The organism is Campylobacter sp. 19-13652 (genome assembly GCF_019702925.1).
In the GTDB taxonomy this organism is placed as follows: domain Bacteria; phylum Campylobacterota; class Campylobacteria; order Campylobacterales; family Campylobacteraceae; genus Campylobacter_A.
The window spans coordinates 1,269,446-1,292,156 of the sequence record NZ_AP024713.1; the positions used below are offsets into that span (position 1 = coordinate 1,269,446).

General features: G+C 40.2%; 22 protein-coding genes and 2 pseudogenes. 9 read left to right on the forward strand and 15 right to left on the reverse strand.

Translation table 11 applies throughout. The annotated features are described in order from the left end of the window. Positions 1–10 precede the first annotated feature (10 nt). From gmk to LBC_RS06210, 10 genes are all read right to left on the reverse strand, one after another. Positions 11–622, reverse strand: coding sequence for a guanylate kinase (gene gmk / locus LBC_RS06165; protein WP_221253530.1), 612 nt, complete (start codon positions 620–622; stop codon positions 11–13). Then, a complete protein-coding gene (locus LBC_RS06170; protein ID WP_221253531.1) occupies positions 619–2,055 on the reverse strand; it encodes a hypothetical protein in 1,437 nt (478 codons plus the stop codon). The genes gmk and LBC_RS06170 overlap by 4 nt, the downstream gene beginning before the upstream one ends. Before the next feature lie 55 nt (positions 2,056–2,110). Beyond that, positions 2,111–2,875 carry a flagellar biosynthetic protein FliR gene (fliR, locus tag LBC_RS06175; protein WP_221253532.1) on the reverse strand — a complete coding sequence of 255 codons (765 nt, stop codon included), beginning with the start codon at positions 2,873–2,875 and terminating at the stop codon, positions 2,111–2,113. Positions 2,876–3,069: 194 nt separating this feature from the next. Beyond that, a complete protein-coding gene (locus LBC_RS06180) occupies positions 3,070–3,711 on the reverse strand; it encodes an ABC transporter ATP-binding protein (RefSeq protein ID WP_221253533.1) in 642 nt (213 codons plus the stop codon). After that, the gene (locus tag LBC_RS06185) at positions 3,708–3,896 is read right to left on the reverse strand and encodes a YqaE/Pmp3 family membrane protein (RefSeq protein ID WP_221253534.1); all 189 of its coding nucleotides are present in this window, start codon (positions 3,894–3,896) and stop codon (positions 3,708–3,710) included. The genes LBC_RS06180 and LBC_RS06185 overlap by 4 nt, the downstream gene beginning before the upstream one ends. Positions 3,897–3,909: 13 nt before the next feature. Continuing rightward, positions 3,910–4,974 carry a translation elongation factor Ts gene (tsf, locus tag LBC_RS06190; protein ID WP_221253535.1) on the reverse strand — a complete coding sequence of 355 codons (1,065 nt, stop codon included), beginning with the start codon at positions 4,972–4,974 and terminating at the stop codon, positions 3,910–3,912. Then, positions 4,974–5,756 (reverse strand): 30S ribosomal protein S2, encoded by a 783-nt coding sequence (gene rpsB / locus LBC_RS06195; protein ID WP_221253536.1) that lies wholly within the window; start codon positions 5,754–5,756, stop codon positions 4,974–4,976. Before rpsB ends, tsf begins: the two co-directional genes overlap by 1 nt. Positions 5,757–6,243: 487 nt before the next feature. After that, positions 6,244–6,975: a peptidoglycan editing factor PgeF gene (gene pgeF / locus LBC_RS06200; RefSeq protein ID WP_221253538.1), complete on the reverse strand. Its 732-nt coding sequence runs from the start codon at positions 6,973–6,975 to the stop codon at positions 6,244–6,246. After that, positions 6,939–7,571 carry a riboflavin synthase gene (gene ribE, locus LBC_RS06205; protein ID WP_221253540.1) on the reverse strand — a complete coding sequence of 211 codons (633 nt, stop codon included), beginning with the start codon at positions 7,569–7,571 and terminating at the stop codon, positions 6,939–6,941. The genes pgeF and ribE overlap by 37 nt, the downstream gene beginning before the upstream one ends. Next, the gene (locus LBC_RS06210) at positions 7,571–8,680 is read right to left on the reverse strand and encodes an FtsW/RodA/SpoVE family cell cycle protein (RefSeq protein ID WP_221253542.1); all 1,110 of its coding nucleotides are present in this window, start codon (positions 8,678–8,680) and stop codon (positions 7,571–7,573) included. Before LBC_RS06210 ends, ribE begins: the two co-directional genes overlap by 1 nt. 55 nt (positions 8,681–8,735) lie before the next feature. Between LBC_RS06210 and LBC_RS06215 the strand changes: the two genes are divergently transcribed. Genes LBC_RS06215 through LBC_RS06240 form a run of 6 tightly spaced genes read left to right on the forward strand, consistent with a single transcriptional unit; the run spans position 8,736 to position 14,722 of the window. Beyond that, a complete protein-coding gene (locus LBC_RS06215; protein WP_221253543.1) occupies positions 8,736–9,749 on the forward strand; it encodes an RluA family pseudouridine synthase in 1,014 nt (337 codons plus the stop codon). Continuing rightward, positions 9,679–10,890, forward strand: coding sequence for a hypothetical protein (locus LBC_RS06220; RefSeq protein ID WP_221253545.1), 1,212 nt, complete (start codon positions 9,679–9,681; stop codon positions 10,888–10,890). Before LBC_RS06215 ends, LBC_RS06220 begins: the two co-directional genes overlap by 71 nt. After that, positions 10,877–12,073 (forward strand): tRNA (guanosine(46)-N7)-methyltransferase TrmB, encoded by a 1,197-nt coding sequence (gene trmB / locus LBC_RS06225; protein WP_221253547.1) that lies wholly within the window; start codon positions 10,877–10,879, stop codon positions 12,071–12,073. Before LBC_RS06220 ends, trmB begins: the two co-directional genes overlap by 14 nt. After that, positions 12,048–12,719: a cell division ATP-binding protein FtsE gene (locus LBC_RS06230; RefSeq protein ID WP_221253549.1), complete on the forward strand. Its 672-nt coding sequence runs from the start codon at positions 12,048–12,050 to the stop codon at positions 12,717–12,719. The genes trmB and LBC_RS06230 overlap by 26 nt, the downstream gene beginning before the upstream one ends. Then, the gene (locus LBC_RS06235) at positions 12,706–13,527 is read left to right on the forward strand and encodes a cell division protein FtsX (RefSeq protein ID WP_221253551.1); all 822 of its coding nucleotides are present in this window, start codon (positions 12,706–12,708) and stop codon (positions 13,525–13,527) included. The genes LBC_RS06230 and LBC_RS06235 overlap by 14 nt, the downstream gene beginning before the upstream one ends. Continuing rightward, on the forward strand, positions 13,517–14,722 hold the full coding sequence (locus LBC_RS06240) for a murein hydrolase activator EnvC (protein WP_221253553.1): 1,206 nt from the start codon (positions 13,517–13,519) through the stop codon (positions 14,720–14,722). Before LBC_RS06235 ends, LBC_RS06240 begins: the two co-directional genes overlap by 11 nt. 637 nt (positions 14,723–15,359) lie before the next feature. Here LBC_RS06240 and flgK read toward each other — a convergent pair. The 5 genes from flgK to LBC_RS06265 are packed head-to-tail and all read right to left on the reverse strand — an operon-like array spanning position 15,360 to position 19,264. After that, positions 15,360–17,237 (reverse strand): flagellar hook-associated protein FlgK, encoded by a 1,878-nt coding sequence (flgK, locus tag LBC_RS06245; protein WP_221253555.1) that lies wholly within the window; start codon positions 17,235–17,237, stop codon positions 15,360–15,362. A 2-nt stretch (positions 17,238–17,239) separates the two neighbouring features. After that, positions 17,240–17,638, reverse strand: a complete 399-nt coding sequence (flgN, locus tag LBC_RS06250) for a flagellar export chaperone FlgN (RefSeq protein ID WP_221253557.1) — start codon at positions 17,636–17,638, stop codon at positions 17,240–17,242. 14 nt (positions 17,639–17,652) lie between these two features. Then, on the reverse strand, positions 17,653–17,862 hold the full coding sequence (locus LBC_RS06255; RefSeq protein WP_221253559.1) for a flagellar biosynthesis anti-sigma factor FlgM: 210 nt from the start codon (positions 17,860–17,862) through the stop codon (positions 17,653–17,655). Between the two features lie 53 nt (positions 17,863–17,915). After that, positions 17,916–18,221, reverse strand: a complete 306-nt coding sequence (locus LBC_RS06260) for a rod-binding protein (protein ID WP_221253561.1) — start codon at positions 18,219–18,221, stop codon at positions 17,916–17,918. After that, the gene (locus tag LBC_RS06265; RefSeq protein WP_221253562.1) at positions 18,218–19,264 is read right to left on the reverse strand and encodes a flagellar basal body P-ring protein FlgI; all 1,047 of its coding nucleotides are present in this window, start codon (positions 19,262–19,264) and stop codon (positions 18,218–18,220) included. Before LBC_RS06265 ends, LBC_RS06260 begins: the two co-directional genes overlap by 4 nt. A 134-nt stretch (positions 19,265–19,398) precedes the next feature. Between LBC_RS06265 and hemE the strand changes: the two genes are divergently transcribed. The 3 genes and pseudogenes from hemE to LBC_RS09190 all read left to right on the forward strand — a co-directional run. Then, the gene (gene hemE, locus LBC_RS06270) at positions 19,399–20,421 is read left to right on the forward strand and encodes a uroporphyrinogen decarboxylase (protein WP_221253563.1); all 1,023 of its coding nucleotides are present in this window, start codon (positions 19,399–19,401) and stop codon (positions 20,419–20,421) included. Between the two features lie 25 nt (positions 20,422–20,446). Beyond that, a pseudogene (locus tag LBC_RS09185) lies at positions 20,447–21,238 on the forward strand (nitrate- and nitrite sensing domain-containing protein); the annotation flags it as partial. A gap of 765 nt (positions 21,239–22,003) precedes the next feature. Continuing rightward, positions 22,004–22,408 (forward strand): annotated as a pseudogene (locus LBC_RS09190) (methyl-accepting chemotaxis protein); the annotation flags it as partial. Between the last annotated feature and the right edge of the window lie 303 nt (positions 22,409–22,711).

Sequence of the window (22,711 nt, forward strand, 5' to 3'; positions counted from 1 at the left end):
TTTTTTAAATTTAATCGCCTATCCAAGTTTGCAAAAGCTCATGCACATTAACACCGCTCGCCTTTAAGCGCATAGATGATATTATGTTTTTTAAACTTTCATAGCTTTTTTGCAAATCGTCATTTATGATTAAGTAATCATACTCATTTATATGCTCCATTTCGCCAACTGCGTTTAATAGGCGATTTTCTATCACATTATCGCTATCTGTAGCGCGAAATTTTAAGCGTCTTTTAAGCTCGTCTTTATTTACGGTGGTAACAAAAACTGAGGTAATTATCTTTGCTAGCTTTTCCTTTGCTAGCTTAAAGCCCTGCACATCTATATCAAAGACTACTATCTTGCCCTCACCAAGAGCCTTTTTTACCTGTATAAGGCTGGTACCGTAAAAGTTTTTGTGCACATTTGCCCACTCTAAAAACTCCCCCGCTTCTATGCCTTTTTTAAATTCGTCCTCGCTTACAAAGTGATAATGCACCCCGTCTATCTCGCCATCTCTAGGAGCACGCGTCGTCGATGAGATAGAAAATACAAGCCCATCAATCTCCTTTAAAGCACGGCTTAAAAGAGTGCTTTTACCACTTCCACTAGGGCCTGAGAGTATTAGGATTTGTCCGCTCACTTCTCATCCTCAAAGCTTATATCCACGCTTATTTTCATGCCTTTTAAGGCATCTCTAAGCTCACTTTGAGATAGTGCCTTTTTAACCTCGCTAGCCACCTTAGCGCCTATTTTATCTTTTATCTCGTCTAAGTCAAACTCGACCCCATCGTCCATCTGAACAGCCTCATCAGTGCTCGCAACAAGCTCTTCTACGCCAGCCTCGCTAAGCCCCATAGCAGCCAGCATATCCTCCTCGGTTATATCATCTAGGCTACCGCTCTTACAAGGCTCTTTTTTGACAGTGCGATCTCCTTCAAGCTCATCACAATCCCCAAGCATATTTATAAGCCCCTCATCTATCATATCAAGCTCACTAACTGCGTCATAATCTGCACTCTGTTTTGTGCCATTATCTGATACTTCACCTAAATCATCAGGCTCACTCTCATCGCTTAAAACATCATCTATTGAGTCAATAATCTCATCGATTTCACTTTCCTTAAATTTATCAGCCGCCTCCACCGTCTCTGGCTCAGCCAAAGTATAAGGCTCGCTAGCATTGTCCTTAATAAGGTCTAACTCATCTAAAAGCTCATCAAGCTCGGCCGCATCTGCGCCTTGCGCCTGCTCTACTTCAGGCTCTGCTATTTGCACAGGCTCATCCACACCTACCTCATCTAAATCCAAAACTTCCATACTTTCAATCTCATCCACTAGCGAACTAAGCTCTCCTAGCCCAGCATCGGCTAAACTTGCTTCATCATCACTGTTTAAATTTATCTCATCGTCTGCCACATCATCTAAGCTAGCCTCATCAGGCAAAGTCTCACCACTAGCAATAGGCTCATCCGCCTCAAGCAAAGCATCAAGCTCATCTAATCCCATCTCATCATCAAATTCATCGCCTTGAATTAGCTCATCGGAAGCTTTTTGGGACTCATCTTTATCGCTTCGCTCATCATTTGTAAAAATCTCATCAAGCTCGCTTATGTCATCGACAGACTCTATCTGCGCATCATCAAATTTAATCTCATCAAGCTCTTTTAAATTATCTAAATCGTCAACGCCTTCAATATCATCAAAATCGGCAAGCTCGTCATCATTGCTAAGCTCAGTCTCATCGGTATCACTAATCTGACTAGAAAGATCAAGTCCGCTTGTGATGTCATTAAAAGCTGTGATAAACTCAGTCGGTAAAAAAGGCTTTTCAAGGACTGCGTTTGCGGTTTTTGGGTGCTCACCGCCTCTAGGGGCTAGATAAATAAGCAAAGGAGCTATCAACAAAACATCATCAATGCTAACACCTGCGTCACTATCAAGCACAGCCACATCAAACTCACCCTCAAACAGCTCAGGCTCGTCACCCTCGACATATTGTGCGCTGATTTTATTTAGGCTAAGAGTAATAAGCCGTGAAACAGCGGTGTTGTTATTTACTAGCGCAACCCTCATAATATCTCCTTTTGGGACTTTAAATTGCTAATTTTACGATAAAATACTTTTATTTTCAATTAAAAAATAGGCTTGGCATATCATTTAATATACCCAAGGCAAGCTTGCTAAAAATCTGCATAATGCCAGCAAGGACTGCTATTAAAACGCAAAATGCTATGGTTATTTTTATAGGGTAGCCAACGACTAAGAGATTAAACTGCGGCATAGTCTTCATAAGCATGCCAAAAATGAGGTCTGAAAGCAGACTAAGCGCAAGTATGGGAAAAGATAGCGTAAAGCCAAAGATAAATAAATTTACCACCTGATTTGTGATATACATGATGACATTTTCACCCAGCATATAATCCCCTAGTGGGATAAATTTAAGCGAATGGGCGTAAAAAAGCAAGAGTATGTGATGTCCGTCAAAAGCCAAAAAAGTAAGCAACGCAAGGTAATTTATGATATTTGCTATGATGGGGGAGTTTGTGCCTGATTGAGGGTCAAGCACCGTAGCCATAGAAAAGCCCATAATCATAGAAATCTGCTCCCCAGCAAGCGAAAGCGCGGCAAAGAGGATATTTAAAAGAAGCCCTGCGGCTAATCCTAAAAGCACTTCGCCTAAAATCTCCACAACCAAAAAATTTATACTATTAGTACTCACTGTCGCCACTGGGTAAAATATCACGCAAAGCACGAAAACTAGGGCGGTTTTTACAGTTAGCGGGATTTGGTTGTGCGAATAAAAAGGAAAAAAAACTATAAGCCCACTAAGTCTAGCAAAAAGAAGCATAAAAGTAACAACTCTATCTGCGCCAAAAAACTGCACTAACTCCACGAATGTACCTTTTTTTGGGTGTTGGGCGTGTGCATACCTTAGCTCTCCTGATACCTTTTGTGGGATATTTTATAATTTTACCAAAATAGGTTAAATTTAAATAAGCAGTGGTTTAAATATGGATTTTAAATTTAATCACGCTGTGGGATTTTCACTCAAAAAAAGTGAGGCTGAATGGGGCTTAAATATCAAATTTATTCCTGTGTCAAAACGCCATTTTCTAAACGGTATCTAAAATCGCACATCTTAGCTATATTTTCATCATGAGTAACTAACATAAGGCAGGCATCATACTTTTTTATATACTCAAACATAGCACCCATGACTTCATTAGCTGTATTTTTATCAAGATTACCAGTAGGTTCATCAGCAAAAATAATGCGTGGTTGCTTTGCAAGCACCCTAGCTATGCTTACTCTTTGCTGCTGTCCGCCGCTAAGAGAGCCTACTTTTTGATTTAAAACGCCATCTATGCCAAGCCTATTTAAAAGCTCATTATCTATCTGCTTGCCGCTTAAAATGCTAGATAACTCTATATTTTCAGCTGCACTAAAACCTTTAAAAAGATAGTGGGATTGAAATATAATACCAAAATCTAATCTACGTATCCTTAAAAGCTCATCATTGCTTAAAGAATAAATAGACTTTTTATTATAAAAAACCTCTCCAAATTTTGGCTTTAAAAGAGTGGATAGTATATGAATAAGAGTTGATTTGCCACAACCGCTAGTTCCCAGTATGGCTACGCTCTGGCAATTAGAAATGGATATATTAATATCTGAAAAAAGGGGGTAATCATAGCTATGTCCAAGTCCTACCCCTGATAAAAGCTTCATTGTCTGGTTAAGCTCTTAATTTTTTGATCAGTCTTATACTGCCCCAAGGCATACACAGCCCAAAGGGCGGCAGGTAGCCACCCTATAAGCGTGATTTGCAACACGAGACAAACTATACCAGCTATAGGTCTGCCGATAGTAAAAAATAGAAAAAACGGCAAAAATATAGCTATAATTAGTCTCATATCTGCTCGCCCATTAGCCTATTTGAGCGGCAACTTCGGCTGCGAAGTCTTCGTTTTTCTTTTCTAAGCCCTCGCCTAGTTCAAAGCGGACATATTTTACTATCTCGATTTTGCCGCCTAGTTCTTGCGATTTTTCAGCTACGACTTGCTCTATAGTCTTTTTATCATCCATTACATAAAACTGCCCTAGTAGCGTTAGGCGCTGATCTAGCACGGTGTTATCAGCATAAAATCTCTCGATTTTACCAGGTATGATTTTATCCCAAATTTTCTCAGGTTTGCCTTCTACTTTTAGCTCAGCTTCTATATCAGCCTTTGCCTTTGCCATTACTTCATCGCTTAGCTGCAATCGACTGGCGTATTGTGGGATATTGTGAAGTGGCTTGCCTAGGCGTTTTAGCTCTTCATTATCTTTTTCTAGCTCAGCTTTTAGTGCGATAAATTCTTTCTCCACAAAGTCCTTATCTAGGTCTTTATAGCTTATCACGCTTGGCTTCATAGCCGCTGCGTGCATACATAGATTGCGTAAAAAATCGCCCAGCTTGCCAGCTATCTCGCTATTTTCACAAGCAGCGCCGATTAGCACGCCCACACGGCCATTTGAATGCACATATCCTGCCACTGCACCATTTGCGTCTGCTTTAATAGTTTCAAAGCGGCGCACAACTAGATTTTCGCCGATTGTTGCGATTTGACTTTTAAAATAATCTTCAAATTTAACGCCGTTCAATTCACTGCTGCTTAGCTCTTCTACGCTTACTATGCCGTTGTTTTGAATGTGTAGCGTAGTGTCCTTTGTAAGAGCTTGAAACTGGGCATTTTTAGCGACAAAGTCAGTCTCAGAGTTTATCTCTGTGATAGTTGCGATTTTAGCGTCGCTTGAGACTTCCACGCTTACTAAGCCCTCGCTAGCTAGGCGGTCTGCCTTTTTAGCAGCCTGCCCCAAGCCCTTTTCACGCAAAATATCGACTGCTTTCTCCATATCTCCGTTTGCTTCGGCAAGTGCCTTTTTGCAGTCCATCATACCAGCTCCAGTTGATTCTCGGAGCTCCTTTACCATTTGTGCTGTTATTTCCATTACTCTTCGTCCTCGCTTGCAAAATCTTCTTCGCTCATCGCTTCAGCCACGACTTCGTCTTTTTCTTCTTGGCTTACTGGCTCGCCTTGCTCAGCGTCTTGCTCTAGCAGGCTTTTGCCTTCGATTATAGCTTCACACATTTCCTGGCAGAAAAGCTGCACACTGCGAATGGCGTCATCATTGCCTGGGATTGGGTAATCAACAACGTCTGGGTCGCAGTTTGTATCGATTGGTGCTACTACTGGCATACCTAGGCGATTTGCCTCTTGCACTGCGATTTTTTCTTTCACGGTGTCGATAACAAATATCATATCAGGCAGGTTTTTCATATTGCGGATACCGCCCAAAGTCGCGATTAGCTTCTCTTTTTTGCGGCGTAGCATTAGGCCTTCTTTTTTAGTTAGCAGGTTGATTGAGCCGTCTTCTTCCATAGCTTCGATAACTTCAAGCTTTCTTATGCTCTGGCGAATTGTGCCAAAGTTTGTTAGCATTCCGCCTAGCCAGCGGTGATTTACATATGGCATACCGCACTTTTCAGCGTAGTCTTTGATAGCTTGGACGGCTTGCTTTTTAGTGCCAACAAATAGTATGGTCTTGCCCTCAGCTGCAGCGTCTCTTACTATATTATATGTGTAACGGAAGTAGCGGATGGTTTTTTGAAGATCGATTATGTAAATGCCCTTTCTCTCGCCAAAGATAAATTTTTTCATCTTTGGGTTCCATCTGCGTGTTTGGTGCCCGAAATGCACACCGCATTCTAGTAGATCTCTCATAGTTACCATAGTGTCTCCTTTGCCTATTTTAGGCGATTTAGTTTTACCTCCACACCCATTAACGCTTCAAATTTAATCTAAAACGCAACCAAACTCAGGACTGGTGTGTGTGAAATAAGGCTCGCATTCTAGCCAAAAATAGCTAAAATTTAGATAAATATTTAATCTGTTGTTAGGATTTTGTCTCTGCTTTATGTTATAACTTTTCCGTAAAAGTTCCGTAAAAATCTAGGCAAGCAAGCCTTGCGACAAAGCAGATTACTTTTCATGGTGGCAGTGCTACGATTTTTAGCATCTTATCATGTGTAGCAAAAATAATCGTTAGCACGTTTTTAAAAGCAAAGCAAGCAATAAATAAGTAACTTATTGAGTGTTGTTTGAGTCCTTTTTCATGCAGCAAACTGGAGGTGTGCTTTAGACGAGGCGGTTTTTAAATTTGCAAAAAAACAAAATTTAAAAACCAACAAAGCCCTAAGGCAAAAAGACAAGCAAAATCCTAAGCTTTAGCTTCTTTTATATTTATCACCCCTGCAAATCTGCCAGTAACGCCATCTCTACGGTATGAAAAATAATCAGCCTCAGAGGCAAAAGTACAAGCTCCGTCAAATTTAACATCCGTTATGCCAAGCAATTCAAACTCGGCTTTTAACGCAGCTTCCATATCAAAATGTCTGCCGCTTTCAGTTTTAAATTTATTAAACTCGCCCAAATCCATATCGCCTATTTCATAGTTTTCAGCCTTGATAAAAGCGCTAACAAAAGCTGATATATCCTCAGCCTTGGTACCGTAAAGTTCACCCATTTTTGCCACAGTTTTACTTAAAATTCGCGCACAAATCCCAGCCCTGCCAGCATGTACGGCTGCTATGGCGATATTGTTTTTATCATATAAAAGCACGCCAGCACAATCTGCCATAAGTACACCAAGCCCTAAATTTGGTACATTTGTAATAAGCGCATCACACTCAGGCTCAAACTCAGGCACATCACGCACCTCAACAACATTATCGCCATTTTGCTGATTCATAAAAACCAGCCGATTACCCACTAAAGAGCTTGAAAGCATCATACGATTTTGCCTGACATTATTTGTATTATCGCCCACATGATAAGCTAGATTAAAGCCACCGTAAACTCCGCTACTTACGCCACCTTGACGACGCGTAAAAAGCGCCTCTGCTTCCTTTGCTTTTAGTACATTCTTAAAGCGAGTTCTATCTGTCGCCATTGCTCCTCCTTTTGATTAGTTTGGCTTTTAAATTCAATCTGTCTCTGTATATACCTGGCTAAAAGATCTGTCTCTATATTTACCTTGCGCCCTACGGTGTATTCGCCAAAAAGCGTGTCCTTTAGGGTTATTGGGATTATGCTTAGCCGTACGCCAGTAGCGGTAATTTCACTAATTGTAAGGCTCACCCCATCAACCCCTATGCTACCCTTATGAGCCACTAAAGGCAGAGCATACTGGGGCAGGTCTATGTAAAAATCGCTCCCACTTTCTCTTTTTACTATCTTGCTGATTTTGCCAATAGCATCTATGTGCCCTTGCATCAAATGCCCGTCAATACGCTCTCCAAGCCGCATAGCTGGCTCTATATGCACTCTAGATTTGGCTTTATAATTTATCATAGCCAAATGCTCCACGCTCTCGCTACTTAGTCGCACACTAAAACCATCATCGTATATTGCGGTCGCACTCAAGCAGGCTCCATTTACTGCTATGCTATCGCCTATAGCCTCTGGGCGAAACTTAGATTTTAACCTTAGCTCATGTGCGCTTAAACTATAAACAGTGGCAATTTCTCTAATAAGTCCATTAAACATCAATCAAACCTAATACTAACAAGTCTATACATTTTATCAAAACGAAAGGTAAGCAAATTTTGCAAAATCCCAAAAAGCACCATAAAATTTACAAAACTACTCCCCCCATAGCTATAAAACGGCAGCGGCACGCCCACAACAGGCGCAAAGCCTATTGTCATGCTGATATTTACCCCCACGTAGATAAAGATTAAAACCGCCACACCAGTAGTCATAACTCGAGTAAAATAATCGCTCTTAAGCTTGTAATTTAAGCTAAGCAGGTGAAAAATAAGTAACCCATAAAGCCCCAAAAGCACGCAGCCGCCATAAAATCCAAAGCGCTCAATGGTATAAGCAAAAATAAAATCACTAGTGGCTATGGGCAGGAATTTAAAATGCGTCTGCGTCGCTTCGTCCTTTGGCTTGCCACTTAGCCCGCCACTACCTATGGCGATGATGGACTGCTGGACGTGATAACTTGGCTTTTCGGAGATAAAATCAGCTATGCGCTTTTTCTGATAATCGTGCAGATTTTCATAAAGTACGGGTGCTAAAATCGCAAGCCCCACAAAAATGCTAATCCAAATTTTTTTATTAACCCCTATGACAAAAAGCACCGCATAGCCCATAAGCAAAAGCACCATAGCAGTGCCTAAATCTGGCTCTTTGGCAATTAGCAAAAACGGCAACAAAATATAAAAACTAAGCCGCAAAAAATCACGTAAATTATACCCCTCCTCATCAGGTGGACGCTGCTTTATCAAATATGCTAGCATAAGCAAAAAAGCGGGCTTCATAAGCTCGCTGGGCTGAAGTGTAAAATGCACAAAAGGAATATCAAGCCACCGCTTTGCTCCAAGCTTACTAATACCAAAAATCTCAACACTAATAAGCAAGATAATATTTAACCAATAAATCGCTGGAATAATCCACTCAATCTTACGAATAGGCAATAGGAAAAACGCACAAAACCCAATAAATCCAACACCAAAATAGACAAGCTGTTTGTTTGCCAAGACGGCATTTGCCTCAAATATAAGTATATATGATAAAATAACAATAGGAAGTATTAAAATAGGCTGCACGAAGTCAAAATGTGTTAAAATACGCTTATCAAGCCTAATCAACGCCGTTCCTTTCAATGTAAAAACGGCAAAATTATATCAAGCTAAAAGGAAAAACTTGCTTAAATTTAAAGCCCTCACACCAAATCGCATAGATGTATTATTATCACTAAATCTAAATATCTCTCGCTCGCAGGCTGCAAATTTAATAAAATCAGAGTTAGTAAACCTAAACTCTCAAATAGCGAAAAAGCCCTCACAAATCGTAAGAATAGATGACGAAATATGGGTGAAAAAGCCCTCCATAACGCCGCTAGAGAATAAATTTGAAGTAGATTTTGATGTGGATATAATCTATGAAGATGATGACCTACTCGTGCTTAATAAGCCATCTGGAATAACAGTCCACGGCGCGCCAAGCGTCAAAGAGGCCACGCTTGTTGAGTGGCTAAACGAAAAAGGCTTCATGCTTTCAAATTTAAACGGCGAAGTACGAGCTGGCATAGTCCATAGACTAGATAAAGGCACAAGCGGAGCCATCGTAGTAGCTAAAAATAATGCCGCTCACGCAGCACTTTCAGCCCAGCTTGAGGATAAGTCCATGAATAGAATTTATCTAGCCCTAATAGACTTTCCATTAAAAGAGCCCTGCATAATAGACCGCGCTCTAGCTAGAAGTAGCCAAAATCGCCTAAAAATAGCCGTAAGCAAATCTGGCGGAAAAGCTGCAAAAAGCGCATTTGTAAATCTAATAACACAAGCTGATGCATTCGGTGCAAAACGTATCACAAACGCCGATTCTAGCACACTAATATCAGCAAAGCTCTTTACCGGCAGAACACACCAAATAAGAGCGCATCTAGCCAGCATAAGCCGCCATATTTTAGGCGATGATTTATATGGTTTTAAGAGGCAAAATGGTAAAATCGCAAGAATTATGCTTCACGCTTATATGTTAAATTTCAAGCACCCTCGCACAGGTGAGCTAATGAGCTTTATTGCACCATTTGACGAGGTTTTTGCCACGACTTTAAGCGATAAATTTAATCAAGGACTAATAGATGAAAAAACGGCTCCAAAGTACCTTAATAACGCTTTTTCTGACGTTTCTAAGTGGTTGTGCTACACTTAATAGCCCGCAGCAACAAGACCCAAACCTACCAGTACCAAGCGGAATAAAAACCATAAGCGATAGTAGAGAGATAGGATTTGAGTGGGCTAGCCTGGGGGATGATGAGAGGATTGCTGGATATAGCATATATCGCCTAGAACCAAATAAAGGAGGCTACTCGCTAGTTGGCAAGGTGGAGGATCGTTTTGCCACGCACTTTGTAGATAGTGGACTTAAGCCTGATTCAGACTACTCATATGAGATACGAAGCTACTCAAAAAACAGCGTCTCAGCACCATCAAAACAGGTAAGTGCGCACACTAGGGCAATGATAGAATCTGTGCCGTTTGCAGAGGCTATACAGGGGCTTCCTGAGCGAGTCAAGCTAATCTGGAGACCGCACCCAGACATGGCGGTAAATGGCTATGAGATACAAAGGGCCGACGGCGAGGATAAAAAATACTCACGTATCGCAAGCTTAAAAGGTAGGCTAAATGCTGAATTTATCGATAGTAGCGTAAAATCAAACCAAACGTATTACTATATCATCTACGCACAGACTTCAAAAGGGCTGTCAAAGCCATCAAATCCGCTAAAAGCTACTACAAAGCCACTGCCACTACCCATAAGGGCCATTAGTGCGAGCAAGGACGAACCAAAAAAAATAACCCTTAAATGGCAGTCTACGCCGTTTGATGATTTTAGCCATTTTAATATCTACAGAAGCTCGGCTAAATTTTTGCCATACACCCTGCATGACACCTCAAAGACAAATACCTACACAGACCTAGAGACCTCAAATGATGCGACTAGATACTATCAAGTAAGCGTGGTTGATAAAGATGGGCTTGAAAGCCAAAAGGTAGAGGTCATAGGGCATACCCTAGCAGCCCCAAAGGCCCCAAAATCACTAGCAGCAGAGCCAACTGCAACTGGCATAGCGCTTAGCTGGGGCGCGGTAGCTGGGGCTAAAAAATATAAAATTTATAAAAAATCTGCTGATTTTGACGGACTTTTGGCTGAAGTAAGCGGCACTACCTACGTCGATACTAGACTAGCCCCTGATTCTAGCTTTACATATAATGTAGTCGCTGTTGATAACTACGGCTTAGAATCATCTAAATCAGATAGCCTAAAAATAAAAACAAATGCCGAATTTTAGAGCAAAAAGCCTAAAACCAGTAGAGCTTGTGGCAAAAAAGGACGCAGTGGAGTTTGTCTGGGAAGCACACTCTAATAACGGCACAAAGCTAATTTTTACCAAAGTCGAGGACGCTGAGTTTTTCATACTAGTTAAGTCCTCAAAAGACGCAATAGTGGTAAAGGGAGAAAAAATCAGCAAGCCAGCGCGCATAGGGATACTGCAAAAAGCTCTGCTTGCTTATCGCGATTTAGCTCAAGCCGAGATAATAAACGAAGCTGTGGAACTAAATAAAAATAGGCTCGTTAAAAAAGATAGCCAAATAATTGAGATTAATGAATTTGAAGCCGAGCTTAAAAATTTAGCGGATAAATTTAAAAGAATATTTATAGAAATAGGCTTTGGCTCTGGCAGGCATCTACTCTATCAAGCCAGCCAAAACCCAAACACCCTAATAATAGGCATAGAAGTATATAAACCAAGCATTGAGCAAGTCGCAAAGTTAGCAAAAGCGCAAAACCTGCAAAACATCAGACTTTTAAACACAGACGCCAGGCTTGTAATGGCGCTACTTAAATCAAATTCAATAGATAAAATTTTCCTGCATTTTCCAGTACCATGGCCAAAGGCTCCTCACAGAAGAGTAGCCAGCGAGGCCTTTGCACTAGAGTGTGAGAGAATACTAAAAGATGGCGGCTGCTTCGAGCTTCGCACAGATGAGAAAGACTACGCCTCATATACTGCTGAGTGTTTTTTAAGCCTACACTCACCAAAGCTTAGCATAGCCAAAAACAAAGACTTAAGCGTCATTAGCAAATACGAAGCAAGATGGCGAAAGCTAGAAAAAGATATCTATGACATAGCATACCACTGTGATACAATTAGCACCGAACTAGAAAATGCGGGGGATTTTAGCTTTAATACTATTCTATCGCCAGAGCTTATTCTTAGAGAATTTAAAGACACCACAATAAAAAAAGATGGCTACTTTTTCCACTTAGAAAGAGCTTATAAAACAAGTCAAAATGCAGCCTTATTAAGAGTAAGCCTTGGCGGATTTTACGCACCAGAGCACTGCTATTTGCTTATAACAGATAAAAATATAAGCTACTTTATAAAAGCGCCCCTGCGCACAAAAGACAACTTAAAAGCGCATGAGGCAATGAGGGATTTTTTAAATGCAGAGTATAATAAGCGCAAATAATCTAACGCTAAGCTACGAAGCCAGCGAAATAGTCATAAACAGAGCTAGATTTGAGATAAATCAGCGAGACTTTGTTTTTATAACAGGCAAAAGTGGAAGTGGTAAAAGCACGCTACTAAAGTCATTTTACGGCGAAATATCCCCAGTGGCTGGTAGCCTTGATGTGTGTTTTATGCCACTTATTCATATAAGCGGAGCAAATTTAAATCGCCTTAGACAAAAGATTGGAATTTTATTTCAAAACTACAAACTCATACACGAATGGAGTGTCGAAAAAAACGTAATGCTGCCACTTTTTATAAAAGGCTATGCGCACTCAGTTTGCAAAAAGCAGGCGGCAAAGCTACTCCATCATGTGCAAATGGGGCATAAGGCAGACAAATATCCCCTAGAACTAAGCGGCGGAGAGCAGCAGCGCGTGGCTATGGCTAGGGCTTTAGCGCACAATCCAGCCCTACTTTTATGCGACGAGCCAACTGGCAACCTTGATGAATATTCAAGCAGGATTATATGGGATTTACTGGTATCTGCAAGAGAACAGCTTGGAACGAGTGTAGTCGTAGTAACGCATAAAATCCCAGATAACATGCGAATCTCATACAGGCATTTTCATATCGAAGAAGGGAGGCTTTATGAGATCCATTAAAAATCATCTAGGCTTTATACTTCCGCTTGTTGCGCTACTTTTTGCCGTGCAATTTAGTATTCTTGCAGATAATATCTTAAGCGAATATAAAAATTTAATGAGTAAAGATTATAACATAGTTATAGTCTCGTCAAAAAAGCTTACCATAGATGACTTAAAAAGCTCAATAAAAGAGGCATTAGCCCTTGATGAGATAGATAACGATAAGATAATCTCAAAGCTAAATGGCGAAATTTCAAGCAAAAATCTAGGGCTTTTAAAAAATGCCCTACCAAATTTTTACTCACTAAAGCTTAATAGCTTTGTTAATAGCAAGAGACTAGAAGGCATTAGAGCAAATTTACTAAAAATAGACGGTGTAACTCAAGCTGAGACATTTTTAAAAACACATGATAAAATTTATAAAGCCCTAGAGCTTAGCAGGCTTTTAAGCCTCGCATTTGTAGTAATTATAGGTGCTATTGGCTTTTTACTAATCCTAAAACAGATACGCATATGGCTATATGAACACAGAGAGAGAATGCAGATAATGACACTTTTTGGGGCTGGATTTATACTAAAAAGCGGCATACTTTACCGTACTGCCATAGTAGATAGCATTATGGCTAGCCTATTTGTCGTGGCGTCATTTTACTTTGCACCAGAGATAAGCTCGCTAAAGCAGATACTCCTAGAACTTGATCTATCAATGCCAAAAATAGATCTAGTCTCAGATGGGCTACGGCTACTTGGCTACTCGCTAGGCATTAGTATAATCTCAGTCAGCTTAGTGATGAAAACTTATAGGCGCACAAACGATGAAGTTTAAAATTTCGCTCATGCTGTGTGCGCTATTTTTTACAGTAGTGCAAATAAATGCAGCTAGCACAAATGAAAAAATCAAAAATCAAGAAAAAGACCTAGCCTCTAGCAAAAAAATAGAAGCTGGACTAAATAAAAAGCTAGACGATATAGCAAATGATATTAAGCGCTCTGAGACTGAATTAGAAAACATAAACAAAGATATAGTGGTATTAAAGCAGCAGATAGATGAGCTTAAGCAAAGCAAAGAGCAGGCACAAAATGATCTAAATGAGCTAAACAGGCAAAACAATGAGCTTATCACAAACCAAAAGCAAGTCGAAGCAAGCCTAGTCAATATCATAGCGCAAAACTTTTCGCTTGATCTTTTAATGGCTGATAGCGAGGGCGAAAGCGCTGAGAATATAATATCTATAAAAGCCGTAGAAAAGCTAAACTCAATAATGAAAGATGACTTAAGAAAACTAGCCAAAAACTACGATGAAACCACAAATATAATAAGACAAAAACAAGAGAGAATAGAGACTATACAAAAAAGTCTAAGTGATTTTGAAAGCAAAAAAGCGCAACTTTTAAAGCTACAAAAAAAGCAAAATGACACCGTAATTGCGCTTAAAAACGACAATGAAACCTACAAAAAAAAGCTAATAAATTTAAAAAACCAGCAAGAACAGATGAGGCAAACCTTACAAAAACTATCCATAATAGCACAAAAAGAAAACGAGCAAAAATCACAAAAACAGACCCAAAAAAGCCAAAATATAGCCCAAGGCAAACCTCAGCAAGGATATAGCGGCACAGCAGTGAGACGATATACTGGGGCTAAGACCATAGCACCACTTGATAGCTTTAGCATAAAGCAGCGCTTTGGAAACTACGTAGATCCCATTTATAATCTAAAAATTTTTAACGAATCGGTAATACTAAGCTCAAACACAAAAGACGCTACGGTAAAAAATGTGCTTGATGGTAAGGTAATTTTTGCAAAACACACAGCACTACTAGATAATGTCATCATCATAGAAAATAGCGCCCAAATCCACACCGTATACGCAAATCTAAGCCAAATCGCCCCCTCTGTAAAAGTGGGTGCAGTGGTAAAAAAGGGTAGCATTATAGGAAGGGTTTCACAGGATTTGACATTTGAAGTAACACAGAAAAACTACCACATAGACCCACTTGAGCTAATCGCTATTAAGTAGGCCAAAATAAATTTAAGCTATTTTAAACAATAAAAATTAAAAGCAAACCCTAGCTACTATATGAGTGGCTTAATGCCGATTTTTCGCTATCCGCCCATACCTCTCTGCAAAAGTGCTAAAATTTTGCCGACATTGCAAAGTAATGGTAGTAATGCCAAAAACTACTAGCACAAATTAGTGGCATTAGGCTTGCGCCGTGTTTAAATTTAATATTTTGGAATGGCTCTGTTTTAAAAAAGTATTGCTTTTTTAAAGCTTAATTTGGTTTTGGCAGGCCAGCACTGCGTATATGAGTGGCTTAGTGCCGATTTTTACACTGAGTTTTTACGAAGTGTAAAAATCGTGCCGACCACCTTGTGTAACAAGGGTGGCAATGCTTTATACTACTGGCAAGAATTAGGGGTACTGTGCTTGCTTTAGTGTCGCTAAGGAGCAATACTTTGTTAAAATAGAGACTTTGGAATTTATTTCATATTTTGCCTATTGTGGCATAAATAGACGGTATTTCCCAGCAGGCTTATATCGGTCTTTAAGTATAAAAAATCAAAAAATCTCATCAGCTACTTTTGTAAAAAGTAAAAAGAGCGCAACGATCGCGCTCAGCCTATAATTTACCCATGGATTAAAGGTGCATTAATCACTGCTTTAAGCTTAAAAGCGTATCTAGCATCTTATCTACAGTTGTGATTATCTTTGCAGCAGCTCCATAGCTTGATTGAAAGCGGATTAAATTCGTAAGCTCCTCATTCACATCAACCCCGCTAATAGACTCAAACTCAGCATTTGCAGTATTTAAAAGCGCAGTATTTGTATCGTGAGTGATATTATTACTCTGTGTATCACTAGCTAAATCAGTCGTGATAAAACGGTAATAGCCCTCGATAGTATCAAGCTTATCATACGCTCTGCCGTTTATAGAGTAAAACTGTATATTATCATGCTGAAGCTGCACCATTTTATTTGCTATTTCACGGTTACCGCTTGTTGGGTTTGAATACGCATTTAGCTTGGTGTGATCCTCTACTATCTCATCAGCGACTCGCATATTATGAGCGTCATCACCATCAAAAAAACGATTTATACCCACTACGCCTGGGAAATTTGTCCCATTATCCTCAAATGCTATCGTGTACTGTCCCTCGGTATGCCTTGGTGTTACGCTAAATGTACCTTGATTGGTCAAATTATCATAATAATACCCAGCAAAAAAGTAATCATTCACGTCGTTTGTATTGTCATTATCAGCATTATCATCACTATCTGAGTTAAAATCAGATACTATTGAGTTTCCAAAACTAGTATCGTCCATGGTAGTTGTGCCGTTTAGACTTATCGTCTTTCTGGCTATCTCAGCACCTAGATTATTATACACCACCACATCAAAGCTACCCTGCTTTATATCGCCGCTAAAATTCATAAGCGTCTTATCTTTTTGCAGGTATTTTAGCGGATCTGTCGTGCCTAAATTCATGGCCGAGCCTGCGTAGATATTATTTGTGCTTGTGATTATGGTCTTTGCGAAGGTGTCTAGGTGGTCGATATACTTTTGTACGTCGCCATCTTCAAATTTTTTCTCAAGCTCATTATAGTGCCTGCCACGCAAATCAAGTGCAGCGCCTAGCTTACCGCCGTTTATCTTATCCTCCATGGATATTAATTTACCATCTCTAAGCTCATAATAAACACTACTAAAGCCAGTCCCAGCTGCATTTGGAAGCACTTTTAGCGGATGGTAATTTACTCCGTCAACTATACTCATGCCACCTATATTTAAAGTGTAGTATTTGCCCTGATCTGTGATACCTGTATCAACTGGCGGATTTGAGCGCAGGTCTGATTTAAACGACGTAGCATCAACTAACTTTGCTATAGCAAGCTCTAGCCTATCTCTTCTATCTCGCAAATCATTCGCATTTATGGCTATGCCAGCGTCCTTGCCGCTTTCTACACGCTGTATCTCTTTATTTATCGAGGCTATCTCACGAGCCATATTATTTATCTCATTTACATTTATACTAAGATGTCCATCAATTTGTTCTTGCAATGCCCTTAGGTTGTTTGATGTATTTTTAATGCCAGAACTTAAAGACTGAGCAAAATTTATTAAATTTACCTTTTGCGAGCCTTCATTTGGGTTTGAAGCAAAATTATTCCACGCTTTAAAGTAATTTCCTATATCGCGCCCTATACTTGAGTCTTGCAAATCTGGGAAATACTTACTAGCCTGCTCTAAAATTTGCTGCTTATAAGCAGAGTCTTCAAATTTATTATTAGCCACCTTTAGCCTAGCGTAGGTAAACTCATCATGAATTCGCACAATAGTATCTACCTGCGTTCCAGTACCCACGCCGCCTGGGACGTAGTTCATCGCTGGGCTTGCTGATTGTACGACTCTTTGGCGAGTATAGTAATCACTATCTGCGTTTGTTATGTTATTGCCTGTGGTTGAGATTTGAATTTGAGCTGCGCTTAGTCCGCTTACTCCGATACCCAAAGACGAAAATATACTAGGCATCGCTACGCCCTCGCCTTATAAACACCGCCGTCATCATTTGGCGTAAACATCTGCTTTAACATAGTGTCAAAAAACTCCTTTACGCTGACGACATGGCGTGCGTACTCTTTATTTATACTGTGAAGTTCCTCTAATTTAGAGCGCATATTAGCTAGCGAGGTCTTACTATCCTCATCAAGGCTTTGGCTAAGCGAGCCTCCGCTTTCTTTAGCGAGGGCTACTAGCTCTTTATCTATATCTTTTTTAGTTGTTTCAAATTCTTTAATAAGTCTATTTTTTATCACAACAGACTCATTAACCGCTGCGTGATTTGCGACTTTTATATTTTCTATATCTTTGTGAGTTTGAGCGATTAATCCGCCTAAAGTCTCATTTGCTTTATCAAGTAACTGCTTTAGCATATTTCTCTCCGTTTTTAGGACAGAGAGTCTAAAACCGCCCTTGCTGTTTTAGACATATCAAGCTTATAAGTACCATTTGCTATCTCGCTTGATATGCGCTCTATCCTACTCTGTTTTGTCTCGTTTGCATTCTCGCTTTTTAAAGCCCCACTACTGCTAGCTGGCTTTGACTCGCTTTTTAGTGCCGAATGCGAAAGCACAGAAGCGTTTAATTTACCTATCATTTTTATGCCTTTTAGGATTTTTCATATACTATATCGGCATAAATTTAAAAAGCTTAACCCCTTTGCTTTAAAAACTCATAAAGCATTTGGCTAAACCCAAACCCACCACTAAGTGCCCTGCTGTACGCATCTGTTTGCATACTTTTGTATATATCTGACCCAGCCGATTTAGGAAAAAGCGATGCGCTTTCATCATCTTTTAAGGCTGTATTTAGCACCTCTTTTACCATAAATGCCTCAAAAGCATCGGTTTGCTCTTTTAGTCTCTCATCGTCTAGCTTTTCGTTTTTTGCCTGCGTAACGCTAGCAAGCTTTGCACTATTAAATGAGCTAAGTGCAAGGGTATTATCAATCATCACATCACCTCCACGCTAGCGCTTATTGCGCCAACTCGCTTTAAATTTTCTATTATCGCTATTATCGCTGCTGGACTTGCACCTAGCTTATTAAGCGCCCTTGTCAGGCTTGCTATACTAGCACTTTTGCCAGCTACTTTTATACTATTTGACGCTGGCGATATGGCTGCGTCATCTCCGACTGCTATATCGCCTTCTACACTTTCGCTCTCAAGCCCTTCAGGTTCTATACGCACTGTTATGTCTCCGTGAGTTAGCACTACTGGCGCTACTGCTATATTCACGCCGCTTATTATCGTGCCCGTACGTTCATCTATGACTATTTTCTCATCTGGAGCATAGTCCACATCAAGGGATAGAATTTTATTTGCCATTTCGACTAAACTATCTCCAAACTGGCTTTTTATTACAACTGTTTTTGGATCTATTGCTTTTGCTATATCCTCACTTATATTTGCATTTATTGCATCTTGGATTTTTACTGCAGTATCAAAGCTAGTGTCATTTAAGCTTAGCACTATACCACCTTGCGCTGCAAAATCATAAGCCACCTCACGCTCGACTATCGCTCCGCCTAATATGCTTCCTACCGTTGGATGATTGCCTGAACCCCTGCCACTAGGGCGCCCGCCTATGCTTAGCGCACCTTGGGCTATGGCGTAGATATTTCCATCAACACCCTTAAGCGGTGTCATCAAAAGCGTGCCACCTGATAAATTTTTCGCATCCCCTATGGACGATATGGACACATCAAGAGTATCGCCCTGCCGTGTAAAAGCAGGAAGCTTTGCCGTTACCACAACTGCGGCTGCGTTTTTTGATTTTATTGAGCTTGGGTCTACTTTTACATCCATGCTTTGAAGCATATTTGAGATTGACTGGATAGTAAACTCAGAGCTAGAGCCGTCTCCTGTACCGTTTAGCCCCACTACAAGCCCGTATCCTATGAGCTGATTTTGCCTAACACCCAAAATGCTAGCAAGCTCCTTTATCTGCGCCCCAAAAGCTAAAGTCGCCATAAAAGCCAAACATAAAAGCTTTCTCATTTTCTCTCCAAATTTATCTTAAATTAATCCAAATAAAGCAAAAATCGTACCAAAATAAAAGAATGGATTTTTTATTAAATTTAAACATTAAATAGATATAATTAGAAAATCTTTAAATTTAACAAGGAAAAAGAATGATATTTGTCGATGCGTGTTTAGGCAAGCCTACACCTTATACTCCAGTTTGGATGATGAGACAGGCTGGGCGCTACCTACCAGAATACATGACTGTAAGAAAAGAAGCGGGAGATTTTTTAAGCTTATGCAAGGATTATAAAAAAGCAGCCGAAGTAACACTACAGCCTGTGGATATACTAGGCGTTGATGCGGCGATACTTTTTAGTGATATTCTTGTCGTGCCACTTGAGATGGGGATGAGCCTACGCTTTGCGGCTGGAGAGGGTCCAGTATTTGACGAACCGATAAGAAACTTAGAGGAGCTTAACGCTCTTGATGTGGATAAAGCGGTGAAAAACCTAAGCTACGTCTATGACACCATAGGACTAGTAAGGCAAGAGCTAGCAAACGACAAGGCGCTCATCGGGTTTTGTGGTGCGCCTTGGACGATAGCTACATATATGATAGAGGGCAAAGGCAGCAAAAACTACGCCATCTCAAAGCGCATAGCATATGAAAATCCAGCACTTTTGCACGCTGTGCTGGATAAGGTTACGTCCGCTCTTATAGGCTACACAAAGGCGCAGATAAAGGCTGGGGTAAATGCTATTCAAATTTTTGATAGCTGGGCTGCGGCGCTTGAGATGAGTGCGTTTTTTGAGTTTAGCTTTAGCTATATTTTAAAGATAGTTGACGCAATCAAAGCAGAGTATCCAGAGGTGCCAGTTATAGTATTTCCAAAGGGCATAAGCGGATACCTAAGCCAAATAGACGGTAACTTTGACGTATTTGGCGTAGACTGGAGTACGCCTATGGGACTAGCAAGAGCAGCCCTTAGCGACCGCTACACCCTACAAGGTAACCTAGAGCCTTGCAGACTGTATTCAAAAGATGCGATAAAATCGGGAGTTGATGAGATATTAGCGGTTATGCGAGGAGTGCCGCATATCTTTAATCTAGGGCATGGCATACTGCCAGATATACCAGTGGAGAATGCAAAATATCTAATAAAATATGTTCAGGAGGCAAGTGCCAGATAGGACTATTTTGCAAAAGGAGGAGGAAATGCAAAATGTCAAAATCAAGTCGAAGCTTTTAATTATCATAGCAAGCGCGTTAGTTTGCTTTGGTGTGGTTAGCTTTTTGTTTTTAAAGGGTATCTACAAAAGTAGAGAAAGTGCTATTTTAAGCCTAGAATCGGTAAACGAAATAGAGCTTTATAATAAATTAATCCACGAGTTACAAAAAGAGCGTGGATTTTCAGCTGGGTATGTCTCAGGCGGAAGCAAAGATAGCTTAGATGCCCAAAGAGAGGTCGTAAACAGCGCTTTAGCCGCCATTAAAAATCAAAGCCTCTTAAAAGACAAACTCACAGTACTTCGCAAAGATACAGACACAAAAGAGCCACAAAGCAAAGTCATAAGTGGCTTTAATGCCATAATAAATTCAGCAAAAGCACACATAGGAGCCGAAGCAAAGCACCTATCACCAAAGCTACTTGATGGGCTTAACAGGCTTTTAATCATAGGCGATGCAAAGGATAGCTATGGTAAGCTTAGGGCAAATTTAAACGTCGTATTTCTAACACACAATGTAAGCGCAAAGATGCACGACATAGTCTCATTGCAAAAGGGGTTAATAGATGCTTATTTACATAGCTTTTTTACCTTAAATGAGACAAAATACAAAGACATTTTTAATCAAATAGTAAGCCAAAGTAGTCAGTATAAAAAGGTAAATGATACAATAGAAAACGTCATAGCAGGCACCTCTATAATCCAAACCATGCAAGCAAAGGAGTGGTTTAGCTCGGTTACTGAACTTATGGGTAAGTTTAGGGAGTTTGAGCTTGTTTTGCTAGATGAGATAAAATCTCAAGCAAAAGCTAGCAAAGAGGAGATGACTAAGGCACTAACACTAGGCTGCGTAGCGGTTGTGCTGTGCGTTTTGGTGTTACTTCTAATATCGTCATATATCGCAAACGCCATGGTAAAAAGCATAAATAAAACGAGTGCTGGGCTTGTGGAGTTTTTTGAGTTTTTAAACAACAAAAGAGCCTCTGCAAGCCAGCTAGAAAATGTCGGCAAAGACGAAATAGGTCAGATGAATGCGCTAATAAACGAAAACATTGCGCAGATTGAGCGAAATTTTAACGAGCAAAATGAATTCCTAAAATCAGCCGATAAATTTGTAAAACAGATAGGGCTTGGGGATTACGAGACGCGCTTTGAAGCAAGCACTCAAAATCCAGCCCTAGAAAATCTAAAAAATACCTTTAACGAACTTCAAACAAGCCTTCGTAAAAACATCGCAGCAAATAGCAAAAATATCCTTTCAGTCATTGATAAATTTAAATCTCAAGACTTTACCGCACGTATAAATGATGATGGCGTCATAGCTCACGGTATCGACCTGCTAGGCGATGAGATAACCAGAATGCTGTCAAAAAACCTAGACCAAGCTCAACTACTGCAAGAAAGAGCAAACGCACTTAGCCAAAATATGCAAGAACTAACAGACGGAGCCTCACATCAGGCAGCTGCGCTTGGCGAGAGTGCGGCTGCGCTTGAGGAGATGGATAGCTCAATGAGCGCAATAACACACAAAGCCACAGACGTAATAAGACAAAGCGACGAAATAAAAAACATAATCGTAATAATCCGTGACATAGCCGACCAGACCAACCTACTTGCGCTAAACGCCGCCATCGAAGCTGCGCGCGCAGGGGAACATGGACGAGGCTTTGCCGTGGTGGCTGATGAAGTACGCAAGCTTGCCGAGCGCACACAAAAAAGCCTAAGCGAAATCGAAGCCAACACAAACGTCCTAGCTCAAAGCATAAATGACATGAGCGAGAGCCTAAGCGAGCAGGCCGAGGGCATAAGTATGATAAACAAATCAGCCGCACAAATCGATGAGCTAACAGGGCAAAATGTAGGCGTAGCAAGCAGAACAAAAGATATAACACTAGAAGTTGATGCTGTGGCAAAAGATATATTAAATGAGGTAAATAAGAAAAAATTCTAACTCCACCTAGCCCCTATTTATCGGGGCTATGGTCTGTTTAAATGAATGTCTTAATGACTTGATATTTTTGCCCATGAGCGCATAAAATACAAAAAATTTAATGCTTTAATTAATCTAAATTTATCGCTTAGGCTGTTTGGTGCCTTATCCGCTTACGTTAAATTTATCTGTAAAGATTAAAATACACAAAAATAATAAATTTTAATCCACTCTTTAAAATATCTATTTTTGCCCTTAAATCCAATACTTTAAACACTAAGAATTTAAGCCCACAAAGGCAAGTGGCTTATTAATCATTCATAC